The organism is Burkholderia sp. BCC1985, from assembly GCF_905339915.1.
Taxonomy (GTDB): domain Bacteria; phylum Pseudomonadota; class Gammaproteobacteria; order Burkholderiales; family Burkholderiaceae; genus Burkholderia.
This window is the reverse complement of the sequence record NZ_CAJPGY010000009.1, coordinates 196,323-220,893: the sequence shown is the minus strand read 5'-3', so window position 1 is coordinate 220,893 and position 24,571 is coordinate 196,323. Positions and strand designations below refer to the sequence as shown.

The following is a 24,571-nucleotide window of genomic DNA, read 5'->3' as shown; positions in this document are numbered from 1 at the left end:
TCATGACCGCGACAGCCTGGCGATGAAGCGGTTCAGCTCGGACGTGAGGATCACGTCCCGATAGTTCGCCGGGCGCTTCGCGCCGCGCCATTGCGGCTTGTAGATCGCATCGCCGGCACGGATCGTGATGCCGGTCAGCGCGCAGCGCCCGAGACCGCGCGACTTGGCGCTGATCCAGCGCTGCTCGTCGTAGCGAAAGCGCGTGGGATCGCTCCACGATATCAGGACCGACGAATCGGTCTGCCGCTCGGCCGCGACGATCGCGCATCGGCGGCGCATGCCGTCGCTCGACGCGGCCGGCACTTCGTCGCGGTGGCGACGGCACGCGGCGTCCGGGTCGCGAAGTGGCGGCGGCGCGTGGTGACGCGCGGCGGCCGACGGGTCGAGCAGCGTCATCACGTGTTCCCAGCGATTGAAGGCGTCCATGGCGGCGTATCCGGGCAAGTGGCGACGGGCCGGATGTCTCGCACCCGCACGCATCGCGATGCGTCATCCGCCGCCGCGAACCGGCAAGATCCGCGACGGGATGACCTGATGCCGACGATAACGGGCCGCCGCTGAAGAGTCTTTACGCCGGGCTTAATTTTTCTGGCGGGTGCGCTCGCGCGCCGCGCGGCGGCCGCGTTCACGACAATTCAGCACGATTTCAGTACGCGCCGCGCGGTCGCGGGATAGCCTCCTGTCGGCGTTCGTTCGTGCCCTTGCGTGCCTGCCGGTGCGCGAACGCGAACGCGCCGGCTGCCCGCGCGAGCGCCGCTCGCGGGCGGATCCGAAACCCTTCAAATCCAACGCGGCACCATTGCACCGCACGTTCAAGGAGTCCTCATGCGTCCCGCAGATCACGACGCCATTCCCTCGGCGCGCCGCCGAGACATGCTGCTGGCCGGCGCGACCGCCGTTGCCGCCGCCGCGCTGCCGGCCGCTGCCGCCGCCGCCCCCAAACACGCCGCTTCCGCCCATCAAGGAGCCCATGCGATGAACACGATCACCACCAAAGACGGTACGCAGATTTACTACAAGGACTGGGGCAGCGGCCGTCCGGTCGTGTTCTCGCACGGCTGGCCGCTGTGCGCCGATGCGTGGGACGCACAGATGCTGTTCCTCGTGCAGCACGGCTACCGCGTGATCGCGCACGACCGGCGCGGTCACGGCCGCTCGAGCCAGCCGTCGCAGGGCAACGACATGGACACGTACGCCGACGACCTGGCGGCGCTGATGAATGCGCTCGACCTGCGCGAGGCTACGCTCATCGGCCATTCCACCGGCGGCGGCGAAGTCGCGCACTACATCGGCCGGCACGGCACGAAGCGCGTGGCGAAGGCCGTGCTGATCGGCGCGGTGCCGCCGCAGATGGTGAAATCGGCGTCCAATCCGGGCGGCCTGCCGATGGACGTGTTCGACGGCATCCGCAAGAACGTCGCCGAAAACCGTTCGCAGTTCTACAAGGATCTCGCGGTGCCGTTCTTCGGCTTCAACCGGCCGAACGTCAAGGTGTCGCAGGGCACGATCGACGCGTTCTGGGCGCAGGGCATGATGGGCGGCGTGTACGGCCAGTATCAGTGCGTCAGGGAATTCTCCGAGGTCGACTACACCGAGGACCTGAAGAAGATCGACGTGCCGACGCTGATCCTGCACGGCGACGACGACCAGATCGTGCCGATCGACGATTCGGCGCGCCTGTCCGCGAAGATCGTGAAGCACGCGCAGCTGAAGGTGATCCCCGGCGGCGCGCACGGGATGTGCGTCGTCAACGCCGACCTGATCAATGCTGAACTGCTCGCGTTCCTGAAGGCGTAAGCGCTGCGGCACGGCGCGCGCGGCCCTGGCGCCGGCGCGCCGTTCAGGAAGATTCAGGAATTTTCAGCCCGGCGCCATTCCGTCGCGGCGAGCGCGATCGCTAAGATCGTCGCTGCGCGATGCCGGGGGCTCATGGCGACGGCGCGCGCGCCGGCCTGAGCAGGATGCCGATCAACACCCCCGCGACGGCGAACGCCATCGCGACCCGGAAATTGTCCGCGAGCGCGAGCGTGGTCGCCTGGACCCGGACCGCCCGGTCGAGCAGCGCATAGGTCGCCTGGTCGCCCGTGGCGAAGGTGGCGCCGTGCGACACGAGCGACGCCGCGCCAGCCCGCAGCCGCGCGAGCGTTTGCGGATCAGACAGCGTGACATGCAGACCGACGAGATTCGAATGGGTAGCCTCCATGATGCGCTGGATCACCGCGATCGACGTCGTGCCGAGCTGCCCGCTCAGCAGGCGCGTCGTCTGCACGACGGCGCCGAACGTCAGCGCGTGCTCGGCCGTCACATGCTTGCCGAAGAAGAAGATGACCGACGTGAGCGCCATCGTCTGGCCCAGCGCCTGGAGCAGTTGCGACGGGATGAAGTCGGGCTCGGCCCACGCGGGCGTGAGACGCGCGCCGAGCGCGAACGCGACCGCCACCATCAGGAAACCGGCCACGATCAGCCGGCGCGGATCGACGCGCTGCAGCAGCCACGCGACGCACGGCGCGAACAGCAGTTGCGGAATCGCGATCCAGCGCAGCGTATCGCCGATCTGCAGCGGGCGAAGCCCGTAGGTGCTCGCGAGAAACACCGACGGAATGAAGCTCGTGTTGAGCACGGTGAAGCGCACGAGACCGACGAGCAGGATCAGCAGCGCGACGTTGGGCAGCGCGAGGTAGCCGAGATCGAGCCCGGCCTGCCGGGACGTGAGTTCGTGGATCAGGAACGCGGCAATCATCAGGATGCCGATGCACAGCAGCGCGACGATCAGCGGCGACTGGAACCAGAACAGCCGTTCGCCCTGGTCGAGCGCGATGCACAGGCACGCGAACCCGCCGGCGCCGAGCAGCATGCCGCGCGTGTCGATGCCGGACACGAAACGCTTGACCGGCTCGTTCGACAGCGACAGCAGCAGGCAGACGATGAACGGCACCGTCAGCAGCGCGTTCTGCCAGAACAGCCAGCGCCAGCTCAGGTGTTCGCTGTACCAGCCTTCGAGCGTCGCGGACAGGTTCAGCGACATCTCGAGGTTCATCGCATACGCGGCGATGCCGAACGGGATCAGCCGCGGCGGCAGCGTGCGGACGACGAACCCGACGGTCAGCGGCACGAACACGCCGGACGCGAAGCCGGCGAGGCTCTGGAACGCGATGAAGGTGCCGAAGTTCGTGCACAGCGGCAGCACGGTTTCGACGACGAGAAACACCGAGGCGCCCGCCAGCAGCACGCGGCGCGTGCCGAACACGAAGGCCGCCGCGATCGCGAGCGGGCCGACGAACATCTGCGACGCGGTGAACGCCGTGTTGATCCACGCGCCTTCGTCGAACCCGACGCCGAGCGCGCCGCGCACGTCGGCGAGCCCGAGCGACGTGATGCGCGACGTCAGCGTCGCGATGATCGCGCCGAGCAGCACGGACGCGATCGCGGCGATCGAGCGAAACGTCGGTATGTCGGCGGCCGGCGCGGCGGCCGGCCCCGGTGTCGCGCCACCGGGGGCGAACGTGGTGTTCATCGTCGAGCGGCTCCCGCATATGAGGCTCGCGCAAGCATAGCGCGATACGAAGAAAGTCGTCCGCACGATGGAGTATCCCGACCATGACCCCGAACCCGCCGGACTCGCCGTCCGTTCCCGCCGCGCGTTCGCGCAAGTGGCCGGTCGTGCTGATCGCCGCCAGCGCGCTGCTGCTCGTCGCGCTGCTGGTCTACGAATACGATGCGCACGAACGCGGCACCGACGACGCGTACGTGACCGGCCATCTGCACGTGATCTCGCCGCGCGTGGCCGGCACGGTCGAGCGCGTGCTGGTGGACGACAACCGGTTCGTGCATGCGGGCGAGCCGCTCGTGCGGCTCGACCCGCGCGATTTCGACGTGCGCGTCGCGCTGCAGCGGGCGCGCGTCGCGCAGGCACACGCCGATGCGAGCCGCGCGAAGGCGCTGGTCGAGCAGGCCGACGCGACGCGCGTGTCGGCGCATGCGGATGCCGAGAAGGCCGAGCTCGATTACGCGCGGGCCCGCGAGCTGACCCGCGAAACGCCGCGCGGGCTGTCGCAGCAGGAATTCGATGCGGCCAACGCGGCCCGCAAGTCCGCCCGCGCGCGCATCGACGCGGCCGACGCGCAATGGCGCAGCGCGCAGGCCGCGTGGCAGGCGGCGGCCGCCGTGTCGAACCAGAACGACGCCGAATTGCGCGACGCGGAACTCCAGTTGCAATACACGACCGTCGTGGCGCCGTCGGACGGTTATGTCGGCAAGAAGACCGTCGAGACCGGCGAGCACGTCGCGCCCGGCCAGGCACTGCTCACGCTCGTCGAGCCGCACCCGTGGGTGGTCGCGAACTTCCGCGAAACCCAGCTGCGGCACGTGCGCACCGGCGACGCCGTGCAATTGCGCTTCGACGCGCTGCCGGAGCGGACCTTCAGCGGCCACGTCGACAGCCTGTCGCCCGCGACCGGCGGGCAGTTTTCGCTGCTGCCGCCCGACAACGCGACCGGCAACTTCACGAAGGTCACGCAGCGGGTGCCCGTGAAGATCCTGCTCGACGGGCAAGCGGTGACCGAGCCGCGCATCCGGCCCGGCCTGTCGGTCGTCGTCACGCTGCAACCCGAGCGCGCGCAGCCATGATCCGCATCGCCGCCCCGTTCGCCGCCCTGCTCGCCGCCGGCCTGCTGAGCGCATGCACGATCGCGCCGCGACCGCTTGCGCCCGTACCGGTCGGACCGGCCCCGTTCCGCCATGCGGATGCGGCGAACCCACCCGCCGCGCCGCTCGCCGAGTGGCCCGCATGGTTCGGCGCGCCGCCGCTCGTCACGCTCGTCGAGGCCGCGCTCGCCGGCAATCCCGACCTTCGCGCCGCCGCGGCGCGCGTCGACCAGGCGCAGGCGCTGCTCGGCGTGCGCGAAGCCGCGCTGGCGCCCACGGTCGGCGTCGCGCCGTCGTTCAGCCGCTCGCGCGTGTCGGGCACGGTCGACAACGCATTGCCGAAACGCACGATGCACAACTGGTCGGTGCCGTTCACCGCGAGCTACGAAGTCGATCTGTGGGGCCGCCTGCGCGGCGACGCCGAGATTGGCCGGCAAAACGTGCTGCAGGCGGACGCGGATCGCGCGGCGGTGCGCCTGCGCGTGGCGACCGACGTCGCGGCCGACTACCTGACGCTCCATTTCGTCGAACAGGATCTCGCGACGCTCGCACGCGCGATCGAGCTGCGCCGCACCGCGCTCGACGTGATCGCCGCGCGCGTGCGGGCCGGCGCGGCGAGCGATCTCGACGCGCTGCGCGCGTCGGCCGATCTCGATACGGCACGCGCCGATCTCGCGGACAGCCGCCGGCTGCGCGAGAACCTCGTCGACGCGCTCGCCGTGCTGACCGGCGTGTCGCCGACCACATTCGCCGTCGCGCCCACCGCATCGCTCGTGCGCGTGCCGGACGTACCGCCCGGCCTGCCGTCCGCGCTGCTCGCGCAACGGCCCGACGTCTACGCGGCCGCGCGCCGTGCCGACGCGGCGTCGCTCGAGATCGGCGTCGCCCGCACCGCGTGGCTGCCGACGTTGACGCTGACCGCGCAGGGCGGTTTCGCGAGCCGCGATCTCGGCACGTTTCTCGATCGCAACAGTTCGCTGTGGGGGCTCGGCGCGAGCGTCGCCGAAACGCTGTTCGACGGCGGCAAGCGCGACGCCGCGGTGGCCGCCGCGTCGGCCGGCGCGGACCTCGCCGACGCGAACTATCGCGCGACCGCGCTCGGCGCGTTGCGCGAGGTTCAGGACGCGCTCAACGACATCGCCGCGCAGAAGGAGCGGATCGCGCGCTACGACAGCGCGGCGCACGCGACCGAGGCGGCCGCGCGGTTGTCGCTGAGCCGTTATGCGCACGGCTACGTCAGCTATCTCGAGGTGATCGACGCGGACCGCGATGCACTGAGCGCGCAACGCCAGCTGATTCACAGCCGCCAGTCGCTCGCCATCGCGACGATCGGCCTGGTGCGCGCGCTGGGCGGCGGATGGACGCCGCCGGCGTCGGCCGCGACGGGCGATGCGTACGCGCCGGGCGGGTCCGCATCGGACTGAGCGTGCGTGCCGGTTTCGCACGAACGGCCTTCAGCATTTTCACGCCGCTCTTAAGCTTTACTAACGTTTTTTGTGTTGTTCCGCGCGGATGCGCCGCATACATTGCTCCCATACGCACTCACCGCAGCGGGACGTGTCATGGATCGCCTGAAAGCGCTCGAGATTCTCAAGACGGTTGCCGAACAAGGCAGCTTCACGAAAGCCGCCGACGCCCTGCGGCTCGGCGTGCCGTCCATCAGCCGCACCATCCAGTGCCTTGAAACGTCGCTCGGCGTGCTGCTGTTCCATCGCACGACGCGCAAGGTGACGCTGACCCACGTCGGCCACGACGTGCTCGAACAGGCGATCGCGTTGCTTGCGCAATACGAGCATTTTTCCGTGTGCTGTCACACCAATGCGAGCGACGTGCAGGGCGACGTCTCGATCGAGGTCTCGAACCTGTTCGGCGCCGATCGGCTGGTGCCGGTACTCGCCGATTTCAATCGGCGGTATCCGCTCGTGCGTATCCGCGTCGACTGGGTCGATCATCCGAGCGCGGCGTTCAGCGGCGCCGCGGACCTGTCGATCGTCACCGAACGGACGTCGAGCGTGACCTGCGTCGAGCGACGCCTGGGACGCATTGCGATGGGACTGTACGCGAGCCCGCGGTTTCGCGCGGCTGCCGGCGCACCCGACGATCCGCAGGCCCTCGAACGCACGGACGCGCACGGCGGCAAACCGGGCAGCGGCGCTTCGATGTGGCCGCTGCGGCACCGGCGCACGGGCGCGACCGCCGCGATCCGGCTGGCCGGCGCGATTCGCTCGAACTGTCTCGACACGCTGATTCTCGCCACGACGCGCGGCGCTGGCTTCGCCGTGCTGCCGGAACATCTCGCGCGGCCGCTCGAGCGCGCCGGCGAGCTCGTTCGCCTGCTGCCCGACTGGCAGGTCGGCGATCTCGACGCATCACTGCTCTACCACTCGCGCCGCAACCTGCCCGCGCGCGTCAGGACGCTGGCCGAACATCTCGTCGCCGCGTTCGACGGCGGCCGCGACCCGCGGCCGGCCGCCCGGCACCATGCACGCGCGGTCACGCATGCCGCCGATGCCGACCGCGAAGTGGCCGCATGAACGTCGCCGTTCGCGGCATCGGGCGCCGCGCCGGCACGTGCGTGCCGATCCCGTCGTGTCCAGCGGGCCGGCGCGCCTGCTCAGGCGCCTGCTCTGTCGCCCCCGGCTCAGCCGCCCGCGCCGACCGGGCGAACGCCGAGCGCCTGGGCCCGACGCACGAGATCCGGCAGCGTGCGGACCTGCATCTTCTTCATCACCTGCGCACGATGCACCTTCACCGTGATTTCCTGCAGCCCGAGATTCGACGCGATCTGCTTGTTCATCAGGCCCGCGATCACCTGGCTCATCACTTCGCGTTCGCGCGGCGTCAACGACGCATAGGCCCGCCGCACCGCATCCAGCTCACGCTCGCGCGCGAGGCGTTCGCCGTCGCGGGCCAGCGCGCGGCCGACGGCATCGAGCATCGTGTCGTCGTCGAACGGTTTCGTCAGGAAATCGAGCGCGCCGCCCTTCATGGCCTTGACGGTGGTGGCCACGTCGCCGTAACCCGTCATGAACAGGATCGGCACGTTCAGGCCCGCACGCACCGCTTCCTCCTGAACGGCGAGCCCGCTCTCCCCGGCCAGGCGCAGGTCGAGGATCAGGCAACTCGGGACGTCGGGCCGCTCGAATGCGAGGAACGCGCGCGACGTCGCGAACGTCTCGACGCGAAATCCCGCCGAGCGCAACAGCGCGCTCAGCGCGCGCCGCAGCGTTTCGTCGTCGTCGACCACATAGACGACCGGCGCGGGTTCCCCCGCGCCCTGTTTGCGATCAGAAGTCATATTCGGCGTGCTCGCCATCGCACTCCCTGTGTAGGTATCCGCTTCGTTATCGAATGATAAGCCGAGACGGGACCGCGCGGAAACGCCGCGGCACGCGGATGACCGCGGACCGGTCGGTCACGCAGGCGGTGCGCCGGATGCGACCCGATCGATCAGGTCGAGCATGTCGTCCGATGGAAACGGCTTGCGCAGGAACGCGACCGCGCCTTGCGCGAGCGCCCGGCGCACCGACTCGTCGTCGCCGTGCGCCGACATGAAGATGACCGGGAGCGTCGCGTTGCGCCGCACCAGCAGGCGCTGGACGTCGAGACCGCTCATGCCTTTCATCTTCAGGTCGAGCAGCACGCACGCCGCGTCGTCGAGCGGGCCGGCAGCGAGGAATTCCTCGCCCGACGCGAACGGCAACGCTGTATGGCCCGCCGATTTCAGCAGGCTGGCAAGACTCTTTCGGACCGACGCATCGTCATCGATGATGCAAACAAGGGCCATGAAATAAGAACCTGAAAATTGTGCCAATCGAGAACATCGCCGTGCGGCTCGCGCCGCAACGACAGGGGTCGCCGCTGCGCGCGACGTCCGTGCGGCGCCGGTTCACGCCCACGCCCCGGCAACCAGCACGGGTTGCGTCGACGCCGGTGCCGACGCCGGCTGCGGCGCGTCCGCGAGCGCGTCGGTCGCAAACGACGCGCGCCGCGCGTGGAGGCGCCCGGCCTCGCCCGATTCCGCCAGTTTCTCGAGCGCATACGCGCGCACGACCTCGAGCAACGAGTACCGCTTCGACAGTCCGACCGAATGGACGACCAGCAGCGATTTCGACGCAAGGCCGACGAGACAGTCGAGTACCTCCTCCGCACCCATTTCGTCGCAGGCGGCGAGCGCACAGGCCGCGTCGAGCCGGAACGCATCCGGAAACACCGCGAGACGACATAGCACGGTGCGCTCCATCGCGTCGAGCAACCGATAACTCCACTCGATGGTGGCCCTCAGGGTCTGCTGGCGCGGATGGGCCGTGCGCAGGCCGCCGGACAGCGACAGCACGGACTTGTCGAGATCCGCCGCCAGCCCCTCGATGCCGAGCGAAGCGACACGGGCCGCCCCGAGCTCGAGTGCGAGCGGCAGGCCGCTCAGGCGACGGCAGATCGTCGCGATCGCGTCGAGCGTCTTCGCGTCCGCCGGGAGGTCCGTACCCATCGCGCGCGCGCGCGCCAGGAACATGCGGACCGCGCCGCTCGCCACGATCTCGCCGGCGTTCGCGCCCGTCGGCGGCACCGGCAGCGGCCCGACGGGATAGACGCGCTCGCCCGCGACGCGCAAGGGTTCCCGGCTCGTCACGACGAGGGTCGCGCCGGGGTTCGCATCCGCGATCGCTTCGCTCAGATCCGCCAGTTCGTCGACGTACGGCTCGACGTTGTCGAACACCAGCATCACGCGCTGCTGACCGATCGCCCGCACGACCTCCGCCGGTCCCGCGCTCGCGCCGCCCGGCAGACCGAGCGCGTCCAGTACCGCGAACGCAGGCGTCGCCCCGGCCTGCAACCCGGCCATATCGACCCGGACCATTTCGATCCCGTGCGCCGCCGACCACGCCGTCGCGACCTCCAGCGCCAGATGCGTCTTTCCGACGCCGCCGGGGCCGACCAGCGTGACGAGCGCTTCGTGCTCGAGCAATCCGTGCAGTTCGGCCGCTTCCGACTCGCGGCCGATCATCGGACATTTGCGCGGCGCAGCACCCGCGCGGGCACCGCCGGCCGGTTCGAGCGCGGCGGGCCGGCGCTCGCCCCACGCAAGGTCGGCCGGCGGCGCGAGCCGGTAGCCGCGGCCCGATTCGGTCCGGATCCACCCGTGCTTGCCGCCGAACAGCTTGCGCAGCGTCGAGATGTGGACCTGGATGTTGTTCTCGACCACGATCGTGTTCGGCCACACGGCCTGCATGATCTCGTCCTTCGACACGAGCCTGCCGGCCGCCTTCACCAGCAGCTCGAGGATCTCGAATGCCCGGGCACCGATATACCGGGGCTGCCCGTCGACGCAGACTTCGCGGCATTCAATGGAAACCGTCACCCGCCCGAACGTGTACATGATCCGCACTCGCTTATGCTGCGTGGCACCTTGCGCCGCCTCGCGACGGCGCGCTTCTGGATGGCCCGTCCGGCGGGCAGCGATGCATGCCGGGAGGCTTGACCGTATCGTAGTTCGCAACCGTCGCCGCGAACATTATCCATAGGTCTAGTCCGGCATCGGTGGTCGTCGGGGCCTCGGGGGTACTGCAAAATCCGCCGGGCTGTCGGACAATGCACGGGTCGCCGCACGGACGTGCGGCGACCGAGCCCGGCCGATCCCGCATCGTGAGCCGTTTTCGCCCTGCTCCACTCATTCTGCCGCGCCACCGTGAATCAGCCCTTGCGTGACCCCGACGACTCGAACCGGATCGATGCCGAATGGCTCGCGCGCGCCAGCCTGTCGAATGTCGTGCGCTCGGGCGACGTATTGACGTTCGACCTGACGGACGCCGCGACGGGACACGTGTGGTCGGCGCGCCAGACCGGCTGGGAATTCGATCAGCGCTGCCGGCAGTTCGAGCAGGAATACGCACTGGCCGGGACCCTGGAACCGGCCTGGGCGCTCACGCCGACGGCGCTGATCCGCGCGGCCGACGGCCCGGTACTCGTCTATCCGCGCCGGGACGTCCGCGCGTTCGATACGCTGGCGGACGGCCGGCTGCCGCTCGACGTCTTTCTCGACACGGCGATCGGCGCCGCGCGCACGCTCGGCGAACTGCATCGGCGCAGCTGGCTGCACGGCGATCTCCAGCCGGCCAGTTTCGTCGTCGCACCGGACGGCACGGTCATGCTCCGCTCGTTCGCGCATGCGCGGGATCGCGGCACGAACCATGCGGCGGCGGGCACGATACGCACGGAGTTCGCCGCATACGCGGCACCGGAAGTATCGGAAGGCGCCTCCGTCGACGAGCGTGCCGACCTGTACGCATTCGGCATCACGTTGTTCCGCCTGCTGACGGGCGCGATGCCTTACAAGGCCGCGTCGACGTCCGAGTGGGTCCACGCGCACGTCGCCATCCAACCGTCGCCGCCGGCGGCGTTTCGCGGCGACGTACCGGCCATCCTGAACGACCTGATCCTGAAGCTGATCGCCAAGGAACCGGCCGATCGCTACCCGTCCTGCGAAACGGTGCAGCACGATCTCGAGCGGATCCTGCACGACTGGCGGGAAGCGGGCCGCGTCGAGCCGTTCGCGCTCGGCGGCCGCGATCCGTTCGCCAGCCTGCATTCGCTCGACCTGCCGGTCGGCCGCGACGCGGAAATTCATCGGCTCGAGGCGATCCTCGCCGCGGTCAGGCAGACCGGCGAAACGGCCATCGTCCTGATCGACGGACCGGCCGGCGTCGGCAAGACCGCGCTCGCCGAACACTTCGTCCGTCATGCGCGCGCCGTGTCGCGCACCGGGTGGTGCACGTCGGCCAAGGTCGACCGGTTCCAGCCCGCGCGGCCGTACGCGCCCGTGCTGCAGGCGTTGCGCGCACTGTTCGGCAGCGCGCTGGCCAGGCGCGACGACGAAATCGCGGCGATCGCCGCGCGGCTGCGCGACTGCGTAGGCCGTCAGGCGAGCCTGCTTGCCGCGATCTTCCCGGAAACCGGCTGGCTCCTCGACGTCGAGCCCGTCGCGTTCGACCACACCGATGCGGTTCCGGCATTCCATCTGTGCCAGATCGTCGTGAATGCATGCCGCGCGTTCGCCGCACCGGCCGAACCGCTCGTCATGACACTGGACGACATCCAGTGGGCCGATGACGCGACGCTCGGTTTTCTCGCCTCGATCGCGCTCGATCCGCCGGCGCATTTCTGCATCGTCGCCGGCTACCGGAGCGGCCCGCTGGACGACTACTCGCCGGCGTTCCGTCGCTTCCTCGAGCAGCTCGATCCCGGCCGCCTGTCGTCGCTGACGCTCGCGCCGCTCGATGCGCCCGACGTCACGCGCATGCTGGCCGGCATGCTCGGGGAAGCGCCGGCCCGCTTGTCCGGGCTCGGCGACATCGTGCACCGCAGGACGAGCGGCAATCCGTTCTACATCCAGCAACTGCTGCGCACGCTGATCGACGAGCAATTGCTCGGCTACGATCCGGCGCGCCAAACGTGGCACTGGAACGAGGACGACATCGACGCGCGCCACCAGACCGAGAACGTGGTCAGCCTGCTCGCGATCCGGATGCAGCGCTTGCCGCACGAATCGAGAACGCTGCTGGCGCTGATGGCCTGCATCGGCATCGACACCGACGAAGCGCTATTGGGCGCCGCCGCCGGCAAGACGCTGGCCGAACTCCGCTTCTGGATGGACCCGGCGCGACAGATGGGCCTCGTGTCGCTTTCCGGCACCCGCTGGCGCTTCGTTCACGACCGCATCCTCGAAGCCGTCTACGCGCTCACGGGCAGCCCGGAGCGCGCGCGGCGCCACGCCCGGATCGCCACCGCGATGCTCGCCCGGGCGGGCACGCCGTCACCCGAATCCCGGCTGGCACTGGCCGCCCAGATCGAGCTGGCGAAAGGCGCGCCGCTCGACGACGCACGCGCGCTCGCGTTTGCGGGTGCGCTGGTCGACGCCGCGGAGGCCGCGGCCACGGCCGCCGCGCGCGATCGGGCGCTGTCGTTTCTCGCGTCGGCGCAAGCGCTGCTGGGCCCGCATGCGTGGTCGCGACACTACGGTCTCGCCAGCCGGATCGGCATATTGCACAGCGGCCTGCTGCTCGCGATGGGCGCCACCGCGCAGGCGTCCGACGCGATCGACGCGCTCATGGCGCGGACGCGCACGCCGGCCGACCGGGCCGAGGCGCATCGGCTGAAGGCCGCCCAGCTCACGGTGGAGTCGCACTACCGGCAAGCGATCGACGTCGCGCTGGCCGGGCTGGCGCTGCTCGGCGTCGAACTGCCCGCCGAGCCGGTCGAGGCCGATCTCGCGGCGGCCTGCGATGCGGTGCACGCGGCGCTCGACGGCCGCGCCATCGCCGACCTGGTCGACCTGCCCGTGATGACCGACACGCGCGTCGAAGCCACGATGGCACTGCTGACCGCGCTCGAAGCCGCGATGTTCTATCCGAGCGGCGGGTTGATGCTGCTGCATTTCGCGACGATGGTGCGGCTGACGCTGCGCCACGGCGTCACCGCCGCGTCGGTGCAGGGGCTCGCGTGGTACGGCGTGAGCATCGCGGAGCACCACGGCGCGTATGAAGACGGCTTCGAATTCGCCAAGGTCGCGCTCGCGCTGGTCGATCGCCACGGCTTCGAGCGCTATCGCTCCGCCACGCTGATCGCGCTCGACCAGGTGAGCGTCTGGACCCAGCCGCTGTCCTACGCACTCGAACGCGCACGCGATGCGAAAGCCGCGGGCAATGCAAGCGCCGAGTTGCGATGGATGTGCTACAGCTGCAATCACATCGTCAGCGATCTGTTGTCGATGGGCGAGGCGCTGCCCGCGATCCGCGCCGAAATCGACCCGCTGCTGGAGATCGCGCGTGGCGCGCACTACGACGACATCACCGACCTAGTCTCCACACAATCCGAATTCATCGATGCGCTGCAGTTCGGCCAGGACCGGCTGATCGGCAGCTGGCGTGCCCGTGCGTCATCGCGGACCCCGATGTCGGTCCTGGCGTTCTGGACCGACGTGCTCGCCGGCCAGGCGGCCTTCATCTTCGGCGACGCCGCGACGGCGCGCGCATCGCTCGATGCGGCCGCGTCGAGTGCATGGTCGACGCCCGCGCACATCATGCTTGCCGATTTCCACCTGTTCACCGTGCTGGCCGGGATCGCATGCGACGACGGCGCAACGCCGCCCGAACGCATGCTCGAACGCTTCGCGCCCCAGCGCGCCCGCTTCGCGGCGTGGAGCGAGCGAAATCCCGGAACGTTTCTCAACAAGCTCGCGCTGATCGATGCCGAGTTCGCGCGCGTGCGCGGCGAGCACGTGGTCGCGATGCAGCAGTACGAAACGTCGGCCAGCCTCGCGGCGGAACACGGCTTCGTGCACGAACAGGCGCTCGCGCACGAGCGGGCCGCGCAGCATGCCGCGTCGCTCGGGCTCGCCGGCCAGGCCCGTCATCAGCTGCGGCTCGCCCATGCGTGCTACCGGCGCTGGGGCGCGACCGGCAAGACGCGGGCGATGGAAGCGCAGCATCCGTTCCTCGTGATGGATCCGTCGCCGGGCGGCCCGGCCGCGCCCGCGCGCGAGGATCTCGATTTCGCGCTCGCGATGCGTGCCGCCCATTCGTTGTCCGAAGAAATCGTGCTCGAGCGCCTGATCCAGACGCTGATGCGCAACATGCTCGTGTACGCCGGCGCCCGCTATGGCCTGCTGCTGCTCAACCGGCGCGACCGGCTGACCATCGAAGCGGTGGCGCGCATCGCGGGCAGCGACGTGATCGTCGACATCGCCCGCAGCGAACCCACCGAACAGGATGTGCCGCTGTCGATCCTGAACACCGTCGCGCGCACGCGCAAGCCGATCGTGCTCGAGAATGCGCAGCGCGACGGCGTTCCCGATCACGTCGACAGCCTGCGCGCGCACCCGACGCGCTCGCTGTTCTGCCTGCCGCTGTTGAAACAGGGCGCGCTGGTCGGCGTGCTGTATCTCGAGAATGCACTGAGCAACGGCGTGTTCTCGCCGCGGCGCATCGCGATGCTGGAAGTGCTCGCGCCGCAGGCGGCCAACGCGCTCGAATCCGCGCGGCTTTACGCAGAACTGATCGACGAGAACGCGCGCCGGGTCGAGACCGAGGCCGCGCTGCGGCACGCGCGCACCGAGCTCGCGCGCACCGCGCACATGACGGTGATGGGCGAACTCGCCGCGTCGATCGCGCACGAGATCAATCAGCCGCTGACGAGCATCGTGTCGAGCGCCGGCGCGGGCATGCGCTGGTTGCGCGGCCCGCAACCCGATCTCGGCGAGGCGCTCGCGAGCCTGGACGACATCCGTGCATCCGGCGTGCGCGCGGCCGACATCGTCCGCGCGTTGCGATCGCTCGCGCGCCAAACGCCGCCCGCGCTGGCGCCGGTCGCGATCGACGACCTGATTCGCGACATGCTGCGTCTCACCGAAACGGAAATCGACGCGAAGCAGGTGGTGCTGCGCGTCGACCTGCACTGCGACGGCGTGCGCGCGATGGCCGACCGCACCCAGATCCAGCAGGTGATCCTCAATCTCGTCACCAATGCACTCGACGCGATGGACGGACTCGTCACGCAGCGCGAACTCGAAATCGCGTCGCAGGTCAGCGACGGCCATGCGGTCGTCCGCATCGCCGATCGCGGCGCCGGCATCGCTGCGGACATCGCCAACCGGATCTTCGATCCGTTCTTCACGACGAAATCGCACGGCATGGGAATGGGACTCGCGATCTGCCGCTCGATCATCGAGGCGCATGGCGGCACGCTCGACGCCGCGCCGCGCGACGGGCACGGTACCGTGATGACGTTCCGGCTGCCGGTGTCGACGCGCAGCTGATACCGGCGGCCAACGCATCGCGGCGCCGGCGCAGCACGGCTCAGGCTCCGCCCTGCCGCTGCGCGTCCTCGCTCAGGAAGCGGTGCACGAAGGTCACGGCCATCGCCCCTTCGCCGACCGCCGACGCCACCCGCTTGACCGAGCCCGACCGGACGTCGCCCGCCGCGAACGAACCCGGCACGCTCGTTTCGAGATAGTAGGGCCGGCGCTCGAGCGGCCACACGCGCCCGAATTCAGGACAGTCGTAGAGGTCGCTGCCCGTGACCAGGTAGCCGCTCTCGTTGCGAATGATGTTCGTGTCCCTCGCCCATTCGGTGTTCGGCGCACCACCGATGCAGACGAACAGGTGCGTGGCCGGCAGCACTTCCCGCGCGCCGTCTTCCGTGCGCAGCACGATCGCCTCGAGCCGGCCGTCGCCCTGCAACGCGTCGACGGTCGTGCCGTAGCGGACGGTCACGTTCGGCATGCGCTCGATCCGGTCGATCAGGTAGCGCGACAGCGTTGCCGCGAGCGATGCGCCGCGCACGATCATCGTGACTTCACGCGCGTGCCGTGCGAAGTTCATCACCGCCTGCCCGGCCGAATTTCCGCCGCCGACGATGAACACGTGCTTGCCCTCGCACATCGGCGCCTCGCTCGATCCCGCGCCATAGAACAGGCCCGCGTTGAGAAAGCGCTGTTCGTCCGGCAGACCGAGGCTGCGGTATTCGATGCCGGTCGCGCAGATGTTCGCGCGCGCGGTCAGAATCGAGCCGTCGGCCAGGTCGACGCGAATCTTGCCGTCGACGAACGTCGCATGCACGCCCTCGCGCATCATCAGCAGCTCGACTCCGAACTTGACCGCCTGCTGGCGCGCACGCTCGGCCAGCTCGGCGCCCGGTATGCCGTCCGGGAATCCCATGTAGTTCTCGATCAGCGAACTCGTCCCCGCCTGTCCGCCGACCGCATCGCGCTCGATCACGACGGCCCGCAACCCTTCCGATGCCGCGTAGACGGCAGCCGACAGGCCCGCCGGGCCGGCACCGTAGATCGACAGGTCATACTCGATGAAGCGCGGCCGCGCGACCCAGCCGAGCTTGGCGGCGATCTCCGGCAGCGTCGGCTGGTACATGCACGTACCGTCCGGAAAGACGACGACCGGCAGCCGGACGTCGCGCAGCGGCGCGATGCCCAGCTCGCGCACGCAATCGGTGTCGGACGTCAGTTCGCACCACGCGTACTCGACCACGCCGCGCTTCAGGAAATCGCGAATTGCGTAGGCTTCCCTGCTGTTCGGCAAACCGATTACCCTGACATGCTGAGACTGCGTCATGAAGCCCTCCCGGCGACCGCACCGCGACATTGCACCCCGGCCGCACTTGCGACTGTACGTCGTCGTCGCCATCGCGCCGCGACGTTTAATAAGAATTAAGGTCCGCTCGCGCCACGACCGTCCACAATGAATCCTGTCCACCTCCGCTTGCAGCTTCGTGCCGGCCGCGCTGCGAGCGCTCTGCGGCGCCGGCATCGGAGCGAAAGATGACTACTACCTGCAGTCACCTCGGCGAAGCGCGCGTCCTGCACACCGACAAGGACTACTGCGAGGAATGCGTGAAGTCCGGCAGCCGGTGGGTGCATCTGCGCCTGTGCCTGACCTGCGGGCAGGTCGGCTGCTGCGACTCGTCGCCGAATCGCCACGCGAGCCGGCATTTCCACGAAACCGGCCATCCGCTCGCCCGTTCGATCGAGCCGGGCGAGCGCTGGGTATGGTGCTACGCGGACGAAGTCATGGCCGGCGAAATCGCGTCGTAGCGCATCGCGCGCCGGCATCCGGCACCCATTTCCACTGCGGGTAAACACCGCTCGATCGCGGCTTTGTCCTGCCGATCTTTTCTACTAGAATTTATCGAACGATAACTTATCGACTGATAAACACGAGGTGTCCCATGCCTGTATCCAGACTTGCGCACTACTCGATCCGCACGCTCGATCTCGAGAAATCGTGCCGGTTCTATGAACGCGTGCTCGGCTTCAAACGCGGCTATCGTCCGCCGTTCGACTTTCCCGGCGCATGGCTCTACAAGGGCGGCGACGAGGCCGATTACGGCACCGTGCACATCATCGGCGTCGATCCGTCCAATCCGGACGGCCTTGCCGCCTATCTCGGCGACAAGGCGCTGCCGGCCGCCGGCACCGGCACCGTCGACCACATCGCGTTCCTCGCGACCGGCGTCGAGGCGACGTGGCGCACGCTGCGCGCCGAGAACATCCCGTGGCGCGACCGCACGGTGCCGAGCCTCGGTCTGCACCAGGTCTTCATCGAGGATCCGTCCGGCGTGACGATCGAACTCAACTTCCCTGCCGCCGAGGTCGAGGGCCTCGCGCTTCCCGACGCGGCCGCATCGGCCGGCGCATCCACCGGAGACTGACATGAACAACATCACTGCAAGCAAACGCAAGGCCGCGATCGTGGGCGGCTCGCTGGGCGGGCTGTTCGCCGCCAACCTCCTGCTGCGCAACGGCTGGGACGTCGACGTCTACGAACGCGTGCCCGAGGCGCTGTCGGGCCGTGGTGCCGGCATCGTCACGCATCCGGAACTGTTCGACGTGATGCTCGCCGCGGGCGTGCGCATCGACGCGTCGATCGGCGTCAAGGTCGAGTCGCGCATCACGCTGTCGCAGGACGGCGCCGTGGAATCGGAACGGCGCTTGCCGCAGACGCTCACCGCGTGGAGCAAGATGTACCACGTGCTGCGTGCGGCGCTGCCCGATCAGCACTATCACGCGGGCGCCGTCGTGACCGACGTCGCGGACGGGCCGGAGCACGCGTCTATCACGCTGTCCGACGGCTCGGTCGTGCATGCCGATCTCGTCATTGCCGCCGACGGGTTCCGCTCCGCGATTCGCGAGCGGCTGCTGCCGGACGCGCAGTTGCAATACGCGGGCTATGTCGCATGGCGCGGGCTGGTCGACGAAGCCGCGCTGTCGGAAGCGACCCACGCGAGCCTGTTCGACAAGTTCGCGTTCGGCTTGCCGCCGCACGAACAGATCCTCGGCTACCCGGTCGCCGGCCAGGGCAACAGCACGCAACCCGGCGAGCGCCGCTACAACTTCGTCTGGTATCGCGCGACGCGCGAAGACACCGACCTGCCGAACCTGCTGACCGACGAGACCGGCAAGCTGTGGGCCGGCGGCATTCCGCCGACGCTGATCCGGCGCGACGTCCTCGCCGATCTCGAGGACGCGGCCCACGCGCTGCTCGCGCCGCAGTTCGCCGAAGTCGTCGCACGCGCGACGCAGCCGCTGTTCCAGCCGATCTACGACCTCGAAGTGCCGCGCATGGCGTTCGGCCGGATCGCGCTGCTCGGCGACGCCGCATTCGTCGCGCGGCCGCACTGCGGAATGGGCGTCACGAAGGCGGCCGGCGATGCGCTCGCGCTCGTCGCGTCGCTCGCCACGCGCGCCGACACGCTCGACGCGCTGTGCGAATACAGCGAGACGCGCACCGCCTTCGGCGTCGCGATCGTGCAGCACGCGCGCCATCTCGGCGCGTACATGCAGGCACAACTGAAAAACGACACCGAGCGCGAAATGGCCGAGCGCTATCGCACGCCGGAAGTCGTGATGCGGGAAACCGCGGTGCCGCCGCATTTCTGAGCCGCATTTCCGAGCCGGGCACGGGCGGGCGCCGCGCACGAGACGCGCGACGCCCGACGCCCGGCCGCGACATTCGATCCATCGAGGAGACACCGTGAACCACCCGCTTCCGGCCACCGCCGGCACCGCGCCCGCGCATGACTCGCCGGCGCAGGCCGCCCATCCGCTGCTGCGCGATGCCCGTTTTCGCACGCTCGTCAGGCGCAGAAGGCTGCTCGCCTGGTCGCTGACGCTCGTCATGCTCACCCTCTATTTCGCGTTCATCCTGACGCTCGCGTTTTCGCCGACGCTGCTCGGCCAGCCGATCGTGCCGGGCCGGCCGACGCCATGGGGCATCCCGGTCGGCTTCGGCATGTTCGTCGTCACGTTCGCGCTCGTCGCGCTGTACGTATTCCAGGCCAATTCGGTCCACGACGCGCTCGTCGCGTCCCTTCGTCACGGAGACACGCCATGAAACGCCTGCTCCTCGCCGCGATCGCCGCCGCCGGCACGGCACCGGCGTTCGCGGCCGGCCCCGCGGCGATCGCACACGGGCACAACCCGGTCGCGATCGGCATGTTCCTGCTGTTCGTCGCGTCGACGCTCGTCATCACGCGCTGGGCCGCGCGCAAGAATCACAGCGTGGCCGACCACTATGCGGCCGGCGGCCGGATCACCGCGTTCCAGAACGGCTGGGCGATCGCCGGCGACTACATGTCCGCGGCATCGCTGCTCGGCATTTCCGCGCTGGTGTTCACGAGCGGCTACGACGGCCTGATCTATTCGGTCGGCTTTCTCGCGAGCTGGCCGATCATCCTGTTCCTGATCGCCGAGCCGCTGCGCAACCTCGGCAAGTACACGCTCGCCGACGTCGTGTCCTATCGCCTGCGGCAACGGCCGATCCGCGCGTTCGCGGCGTCGAGCTCGATCGTCATCGTGCTGCTGTATCTCGTGTCGCAGATGGTCGGCGCGGGCAAGCTCGTCGAGCTGCTGTTCGGCCTCGACTACACGGTCGCGGTGCTCGTCGTCGGCGTGCTGATGGTCGTCTACGTATTCTTCGGCGGGATGCTCGCGACCACCTGGATCCAGATCATCAAGGCCGTGCTGCTGCTCGCCGGCGCGGCGTTCATGGCGTTCATGGTGCTCGGCCGTTTCGGCTTCAGCCTCGACGCACTGTTCGCGCAGGCAGTCAGCGTGCATCCGAAGCATGCGGCGATCCTGCGTCCGGGCGGCCTGGTCTCCGATCCGGTCGCCGCCGTGTCGCTCGGCCTCGCGCTGATCTTCGGCACGGCGGGCCTGCCGCACATCCTGATGCGCTTCTTCACGGTCGGCGACGTCAAGGCTGCCCGCAAGAGCATCCTCCATGCGACCGGCATCGTCGGCGTCGGCTACGTGCTGATCGTGATCATCGGCTTCGGCACCATCGCGCTCGTCGCGCCGGACCCGCAATACCACGACGCGTCCGGCGCCGTGACGGGCGGCGCGAACATGGTGGCGATCCACCTCGCGCACGCGGTCGGCGGCAACGTGTTCCTCGGCTTCATCTGCGCGGTCGCGTTCTCGACCATCCTCGCCGTGGTCGCCGGACTCACGCTCGCGGGCTCGTCGGCGATCTCGCACGATCTCTACGCGAACGTGCTGCGCCGCGGACGCGCATCCGACCAGGAGGAAATGCGCGTGGCGCGCGCGACGACCGTGGTGCTCGGCGTGCTCGCGATCCTGCTCGGCGTCGCGTTCGAGAAGCAGAACATCGCGTTCATCGTCAGCCTCACGTTCTCGATCGCGGCGAGCTCGAACTTTCCGGTGCTGCTGCTCTCGATCTACTGGCGCGGGCTCACGACGCGCGGCGCGGTGCTCGGCGGCCTGCTCGGGCTCGCCACCGCCGTCACGCTCACGGTGCTGAGCCCGACGGTGTGGGTGACGGTGCTCGGTCATGCGCATGCGGTCTATCCGTACGAATACCCGGCACTGTTCTCGATGGCGGCGGCGTTCGCCGGCGTCGTCCTGTTCTCCGTCACCGATCGCTCGGCCCGCGCGCGACACGAGCGTGCGCAGTTCGACACCCAGCTCGTCGCGTGCGAAATGGGCACCACAACGGGCATCACGCAACGCGGCTGAGCCGCACGATTCGAAGAGCCGACATCCTCATGAGACATCCCACGTTGACCTGCACCTGCTGCCCGTCGCCGGCCCGGCGACGCCTGCTCGGCACGTTCGCCGCGCTCGCCGGCACGGCCTTGGCCGGCCGTTCGGCATCGGCCGCCGCAACCGCGAGCACGCCGGCCGCATCGGCCACCGCGCCGCTGCAGCGGCCGCGCGCGATCGACATCCACGCGCACTACTACCCGGAAAGCTTTTGCAATCTGGTCGGCGGCGAAGGCAAGCGCTTCGGCGGGTCGTTCACGTGCGACGACGCGTCGTTCACGTTCCGCACGCCCGCCGGCGGCCTCGGGCCGCTGCCGATGAAGTTCATCGACGTCGATGCGCGGCTGCGGGACATGGATGCGTCCGGCGTCGACGTCCAGGCGCTGTCGCTCAGCGTGCCGATGGCGTACTGGGCCGACCGGCCGTTCAATGCGAAGCTCGCGCGCGACTGGAACTCGGCCGCGTCGCGCGTCTACGAGCGGCATCCGACGCGCTTCGTCGTACTCGCGACGCTGCCGATGCTGAACGCGACCGACGCGATCGACGAACTCGAGCGCGCCGCGCAGCTGCCGGGCGTGCGCGGCGTGTACATGGGCACCAACATCGACAATCGCGATCTCGACGACCCGTCGTTCGCACCGGTCTTCGCGCGCATCGAGCAACTGAACCTGCCCGTGTTCCTGCATCCGCAGCAAACGGTCGGCGGCGCACGGCTCGGCGATTTCTACCTGAGCAACCTGCTCGGCAATCCGTTCGACACGGCGATCGCCGGCGCGCACCTGATCCTCGGCGGCGTGCTCGACCGTCATCCGAACCTGCACTTCACGCTGCCGCATGCCGGCGGCGCGTTGCCGATCGTCGCGGGGCGCCTCGACGCGGGCTGGACCGTGCGCCCCGAAACGCGCCGGCTCGCGCAGAAGCCCAGCAGCTATCTGCGGCGCTTCAGCTACGACACGGTGTCCCATTCCGGGCCGGTGCTGGACTTCCTGATCGCGAACGTCGGCGTCGACCGGCTCGTGCTCGGCAGCGACTACTGCTTCGACATGGGTTACGAACAGCCGGTCCGTTTTCTCGACCGGCTCGACCTGAGCGCGGACCAGCGCGCGCTGATACTCGGCGGCAATGCGGGGAAACTGCTGCGGATCTAGCGCGATCGGGCCGCCATGTCGCGCTCGCGCGACGACGCTTGCACGATCGGCGCAGCCCGCCGGCCGACATGCCATCATCCGGCGAGCCGTCGGCACGGCACGGCAAACGTCGCCGCGCAGCCGGGTCACCGTACCGCCATGCCGCCTTTCGAACAAGGAGTCACGCACGATGAAAATAGCCATTGCCGGCGGCTCGATCGCCGGTCTCGCGGCCGCGCTGACGCTCGATTGCATCGGGCACGACGTGACGGTCTACGAGCGCGCGCCGTCTCCGCTGCGCGGCCAGGGCGGCGGCGTGGCCGTGCTGCGCCGCATGATGGCGTTTCTCGAACAGCATGGCCGTCATTGCCGGCAGATGATCAGCGTGCCGACGCGTCGGCGGCGCTGGATCGACCGCGCCGGCATCGTCATGCGCGACGAACCCGAAATGCTGCCGTTCTCGTCGTGGGACGCCGTCTACCGGTCGCTGTGCGACACGCTGCCGCGCGGACGCATCCGTTATGGCCGCGCGGTCAGCGGCTTCACGCAGGACGCGACGGGCGTCGACGTGCACCTGGGCGACGAACACGTTCGCGCGGACGTGCTGGTTGCGGCCGACGGGTCGGGCTCGACCCTGCGCACGCACCTGTTTCCCGGCTACGCGCCGTCATTCGCGGGCTATCTCGCGTGGCGCGGCATCGTCGACGAAGCCGATTTCGACGTTGCCGCGATCGCGCCGCTGGTCGAGAACATGACCCTTCACAAGGCGCCGGGCGAGCTGTTCATGGCCTTCCTGATTCCCGCGCTCGACGGCTCGCTCGCGCCGGGCACGCGCCGTTTCAACTGGCTGTGGTATCGCAACGAAACCGATCGCGCGGCGCTGCGCCGCCACCTGACCGATCGTCACGGCAACGTCCATCACGCGTCGGTGCATCCGGGGATGCTGGCCGACGAGGTCGTCGGCACGCTGCGGCAACTGGCGCAAGCGCGCTTGCCGGCATCCCTGTCGCAACTGGTGCTCGCCACGCGCACGCCGTTCAACCAGGCGATCTTCGACGCGCTGAGCCCCGCCTTCGTCGACGGCCGCGTCGTGCTGATCGGCGATGCGGCGTGCACCGTGCGCCCGCATACGGCGTCCGGCACATCGAAGGCGGCAAGCGATGCGGTGTCGCTCGCGCAAGCGCTGCCGGCGGACGCGGCCGATGTCGTCGAGCGTCTCGCGCAATGGTCGGTACGACGACGGGCGGACGTGATCTCGTTGCTCGAGAAAGGGCCGCAACTGGCCGCCTCGTTCGGCCTCGGCACGCCGCCCTGACGCCCTGACGCGCTGCCGGCGCGGTTCGCGCGTCGGCACGCGCACGTCGCATCGGCACCGATTCATAACGTTTTATTTCCGCCGACCGATTCCCGCTTCTAAGCTTGACACGTCGGCGCGCGATTTCATTCAGCAAACCCGCTGCGTCGACCCGGCGCGGCGCAGCCATTCGGGCTCCGTCATGCATTCCATTCGACCCGCGAGGCCAATATCATGCGTAATCCTAAACTTGATGTCCTGACGCCCCATAACTGCCAGATGCTGTTCATCGACCTGCAGCCCCAGATGGCACTGGGCGTGCAGTCGATCGACCGGCAGACGCTGAAGAACAACGCGGTCGGGCTGGCGAAGGCCGCGAAGGCCTTCGACATTCCGACCACGATAACGACGGTCGAGACCGAGAGCTTCTCCGGCTATGCGTTCCCGGAACTGCTCGACGTCTTTCCGAACCAGCCCGTCCTCGAACGTTCGTCGATGAACTCGTGGGACGACCAGAAGGTGCGCGACGCACTCGCGAAGAACGGTCGCAAGAAAGTGGTCGCGGCCGGTCTGTGGACGGAGGTGTGCAATCTCACCTTCGCGCTGTGCGCGATGGACGAAGGCGAATACGAGATCTACATGGTCGCCGACGCATCGGGCGGCACGTCGAAGGAAGCGCACGAGTACGCGATGCAGCGCATGATCCAGGCCGGCGCGGTACCGGTCACCTGGCAGCAGGTGATGCTCGAATGGCAGCGCGACTGGGCGCGGCACGAAACCTACGATGCCGTGATGAACATCGTGCGCGAACATTCCGGCGCATACGGGATGGGCGTCGACTACGCATACACGATGGTCCACAACGCGCCGCAGCGCACGAAGGAACCGCACGCGATGCTTGCGCCGGTGCCGGCACCGATCGCGCGCAGATGACGG

The 24,571-nt window shown here is 69.1% G+C and carries 20 protein-coding genes; 13 read left to right on the top strand and 7 right to left on the bottom strand.

The annotated features are described in order from the left end of the window. Positions 1-426 (bottom strand): DUF3331 domain-containing protein, encoded by a 426-nt coding sequence (locus tag U4Z31_RS12085; RefSeq protein ID WP_044847123.1) that lies wholly within the window; start codon positions 424-426, stop codon positions 1-3. A 153-nt stretch (positions 427-579) separates the two neighbouring features. After that, the gene (locus U4Z31_RS12080; RefSeq protein WP_321810468.1) at positions 580-972 is read right to left on the bottom strand and encodes a hypothetical protein; all 393 of its coding nucleotides are present in this window, start codon (positions 970-972) and stop codon (positions 580-582) included. A gap of 3 nt (positions 973-975) precedes the next feature. Between U4Z31_RS12080 and U4Z31_RS12075 the strand changes: the two genes are divergently transcribed. Beyond that, positions 976-1,797 carry an alpha/beta hydrolase gene (locus U4Z31_RS12075; protein ID WP_321806232.1) on the top strand — a complete coding sequence of 274 codons (822 nt, stop codon included), beginning with the start codon at positions 976-978 and terminating at the stop codon, positions 1,795-1,797. Between the two features lie 130 nt (positions 1,798-1,927). Here U4Z31_RS12075 and U4Z31_RS12070 read toward each other — a convergent pair whose 3' ends face one another. Continuing rightward, entirely contained in the window at positions 1,928-3,514 is a 1,587-nt protein-coding gene (locus tag U4Z31_RS12070) for an MFS transporter (RefSeq protein WP_044847121.1), read from the bottom strand. A gap of 83 nt (positions 3,515-3,597) precedes the next feature. On the opposite strand from U4Z31_RS12070, the gene U4Z31_RS12065 reads away from it, so the two are divergent. The 3 genes from U4Z31_RS12065 (at position 3,598) to U4Z31_RS12055 (ending at position 7,178) form a co-directional block, all read left to right on the top strand. Beyond that, positions 3,598-4,626, top strand: a complete 1,029-nt coding sequence (locus U4Z31_RS12065) for an HlyD family secretion protein (RefSeq protein ID WP_321810467.1) — start codon at positions 3,598-3,600, stop codon at positions 4,624-4,626. After that, a complete protein-coding gene (locus U4Z31_RS12060) occupies positions 4,623-6,068 on the top strand; it encodes an efflux transporter outer membrane subunit (protein WP_321810466.1) in 1,446 nt (481 codons plus the stop codon). The genes U4Z31_RS12065 and U4Z31_RS12060 overlap by 4 nt, the downstream gene beginning before the upstream one ends. A gap of 138 nt (positions 6,069-6,206) precedes the next feature. After that, positions 6,207-7,178 (top strand): LysR family transcriptional regulator, encoded by a 972-nt coding sequence (locus U4Z31_RS12055; RefSeq protein ID WP_321810465.1) that lies wholly within the window; start codon positions 6,207-6,209, stop codon positions 7,176-7,178. A 107-nt stretch (positions 7,179-7,285) separates the two neighbouring features. Here the strand turns inward: U4Z31_RS12055 and U4Z31_RS12050 are convergent, their stop codons facing one another. The 3 genes from U4Z31_RS12050 to U4Z31_RS12040 form a co-directional block, all read right to left on the bottom strand. After that, complete coding sequence (locus tag U4Z31_RS12050) at positions 7,286-7,942, bottom strand: response regulator transcription factor (protein WP_321810464.1); 657 nt, start codon at positions 7,940-7,942, stop codon at positions 7,286-7,288. A gap of 117 nt (positions 7,943-8,059) precedes the next feature. Continuing rightward, positions 8,060-8,431 (bottom strand): response regulator transcription factor, encoded by a 372-nt coding sequence (locus U4Z31_RS12045; protein WP_321802591.1) that lies wholly within the window; start codon positions 8,429-8,431, stop codon positions 8,060-8,062. A gap of 102 nt (positions 8,432-8,533) precedes the next feature. Next, the gene (locus U4Z31_RS12040) at positions 8,534-10,021 is read right to left on the bottom strand and encodes a winged helix-turn-helix domain-containing protein (protein WP_321810463.1); all 1,488 of its coding nucleotides are present in this window, start codon (positions 10,019-10,021) and stop codon (positions 8,534-8,536) included. Between the two features lie 321 nt (positions 10,022-10,342). Here U4Z31_RS12040 and U4Z31_RS12035 point away from each other — a divergent pair, with 321 nt between their 5' ends. Then, on the top strand, positions 10,343-15,454 hold the full coding sequence (locus U4Z31_RS12035) for an AAA family ATPase (protein WP_321810462.1): 5,112 nt from the start codon (positions 10,343-10,345) through the stop codon (positions 15,452-15,454). 40 nt (positions 15,455-15,494) lie between these two features. On the opposite strand, the gene U4Z31_RS12030 is transcribed toward U4Z31_RS12035, so the two are convergent. Continuing rightward, entirely contained in the window at positions 15,495-16,766 is a 1,272-nt protein-coding gene (locus U4Z31_RS12030) for an NAD(P)/FAD-dependent oxidoreductase (RefSeq protein ID WP_321810461.1), read from the bottom strand. Between the two features lie 206 nt (positions 16,767-16,972). Here U4Z31_RS12030 and U4Z31_RS12025 point away from each other — a divergent pair, with 206 nt between their 5' ends. The 8 genes from U4Z31_RS12025 (at position 16,973) to U4Z31_RS11990 (ending at position 24,568) form a co-directional block, all read left to right on the top strand. After that, positions 16,973-17,245: a UBP-type zinc finger domain-containing protein gene (locus U4Z31_RS12025; RefSeq protein ID WP_321810460.1), complete on the top strand. Its 273-nt coding sequence runs from the start codon at positions 16,973-16,975 to the stop codon at positions 17,243-17,245. Positions 17,246-17,379: 134 nt separating this feature from the next. Further along, positions 17,380-17,862, top strand: coding sequence for a VOC family protein (locus U4Z31_RS12020; RefSeq protein ID WP_124529611.1), 483 nt, complete (start codon positions 17,380-17,382; stop codon positions 17,860-17,862). Position 17,863: 1 nt separating this feature from the next. Continuing rightward, positions 17,864-19,090 (top strand): FAD binding domain-containing protein, encoded by a 1,227-nt coding sequence (locus U4Z31_RS12015; protein ID WP_044847112.1) that lies wholly within the window; start codon positions 17,864-17,866, stop codon positions 19,088-19,090. Between the two features lie 94 nt (positions 19,091-19,184). After that, positions 19,185-19,544, top strand: coding sequence for a DUF485 domain-containing protein (locus U4Z31_RS12010; RefSeq protein ID WP_321810459.1), 360 nt, complete (start codon positions 19,185-19,187; stop codon positions 19,542-19,544). Continuing rightward, entirely contained in the window at positions 19,541-21,187 is a 1,647-nt protein-coding gene (gene actP, locus U4Z31_RS12005; RefSeq protein ID WP_321810458.1) for a cation/acetate symporter ActP, read from the top strand. The genes U4Z31_RS12010 and actP overlap by 4 nt, the downstream gene beginning before the upstream one ends. Positions 21,188-21,216: 29 nt before the next feature. Next, positions 21,217-22,362 (top strand): amidohydrolase family protein, encoded by a 1,146-nt coding sequence (locus U4Z31_RS12000; protein ID WP_321810457.1) that lies wholly within the window; start codon positions 21,217-21,219, stop codon positions 22,360-22,362. 169 nt (positions 22,363-22,531) lie between these two features. After that, positions 22,532-23,656 carry an FAD-dependent monooxygenase gene (locus tag U4Z31_RS11995; RefSeq protein WP_321810456.1) on the top strand — a complete coding sequence of 375 codons (1,125 nt, stop codon included), beginning with the start codon at positions 22,532-22,534 and terminating at the stop codon, positions 23,654-23,656. 213 nt (positions 23,657-23,869) lie between these two features. After that, entirely contained in the window at positions 23,870-24,568 is a 699-nt protein-coding gene (locus tag U4Z31_RS11990) for a hydrolase (protein ID WP_321802569.1), read from the top strand. Positions 24,569-24,571 lie beyond the last annotated feature (3 nt).

Excerpts from the sequence above, each read along its gene's own strand:
- U4Z31_RS12085 (WP_044847123.1), bottom strand. The coding sequence starts at position 426 with ATGGACGCCTTCAATCGCTGGGAACACGTGATGACGCTGCTCGACCCG.
- U4Z31_RS12080 (WP_321810468.1), bottom strand. The coding sequence starts at position 972 with ATGGGCTCCTTGATGGGCGGAAGCGGCGTGTTTGGGGGCGGCGGCGGC.
- U4Z31_RS12075 (WP_321806232.1), top strand. The coding sequence starts at position 976 with ATGAACACGATCACCACCAAAGACGGTACGCAGATTTACTACAAGGAC.
- U4Z31_RS12070 (WP_044847121.1), bottom strand. The coding sequence starts at position 3,514 with ATGAACACCACGTTCGCCCCCGGTGGCGCGACACCGGGGCCGGCCGCC.
- U4Z31_RS12065 (WP_321810467.1), top strand. The coding sequence starts at position 3,598 with ATGACCCCGAACCCGCCGGACTCGCCGTCCGTTCCCGCCGCGCGTTCG.
- U4Z31_RS12060 (WP_321810466.1), top strand. The coding sequence starts at position 4,623 with ATGATCCGCATCGCCGCCCCGTTCGCCGCCCTGCTCGCCGCCGGCCTG.
- U4Z31_RS12055 (WP_321810465.1), top strand. The coding sequence starts at position 6,207 with ATGGATCGCCTGAAAGCGCTCGAGATTCTCAAGACGGTTGCCGAACAA.
- U4Z31_RS12050 (WP_321810464.1), bottom strand. The coding sequence starts at position 7,942 with ATGACTTCTGATCGCAAACAGGGCGCGGGGGAACCCGCGCCGGTCGTC.
- U4Z31_RS12045 (WP_321802591.1), bottom strand. The coding sequence starts at position 8,431 with ATGGCCCTTGTTTGCATCATCGATGACGATGCGTCGGTCCGAAAGAGT.
- U4Z31_RS12040 (WP_321810463.1), bottom strand. The coding sequence starts at position 10,021 with ATGTACACGTTCGGGCGGGTGACGGTTTCCATTGAATGCCGCGAAGTC.
- U4Z31_RS12030 (WP_321810461.1), bottom strand. The coding sequence starts at position 16,766 with ATGACGCAGTCTCAGCATGTCAGGGTAATCGGTTTGCCGAACAGCAGG.
- U4Z31_RS12025 (WP_321810460.1), top strand. The coding sequence starts at position 16,973 with ATGACTACTACCTGCAGTCACCTCGGCGAAGCGCGCGTCCTGCACACC.
- U4Z31_RS12020 (WP_124529611.1), top strand. The coding sequence starts at position 17,380 with ATGCCTGTATCCAGACTTGCGCACTACTCGATCCGCACGCTCGATCTC.
- U4Z31_RS12015 (WP_044847112.1), top strand. The coding sequence starts at position 17,864 with ATGAACAACATCACTGCAAGCAAACGCAAGGCCGCGATCGTGGGCGGC.
- actP (WP_321810458.1), top strand. The coding sequence starts at position 19,541 with ATGAAACGCCTGCTCCTCGCCGCGATCGCCGCCGCCGGCACGGCACCG.
- U4Z31_RS12000 (WP_321810457.1), top strand. The coding sequence starts at position 21,217 with ATGAGACATCCCACGTTGACCTGCACCTGCTGCCCGTCGCCGGCCCGG.
- U4Z31_RS11995 (WP_321810456.1), top strand. The coding sequence starts at position 22,532 with ATGAAAATAGCCATTGCCGGCGGCTCGATCGCCGGTCTCGCGGCCGCG.
- U4Z31_RS11990 (WP_321802569.1), top strand. The coding sequence starts at position 23,870 with ATGCGTAATCCTAAACTTGATGTCCTGACGCCCCATAACTGCCAGATG.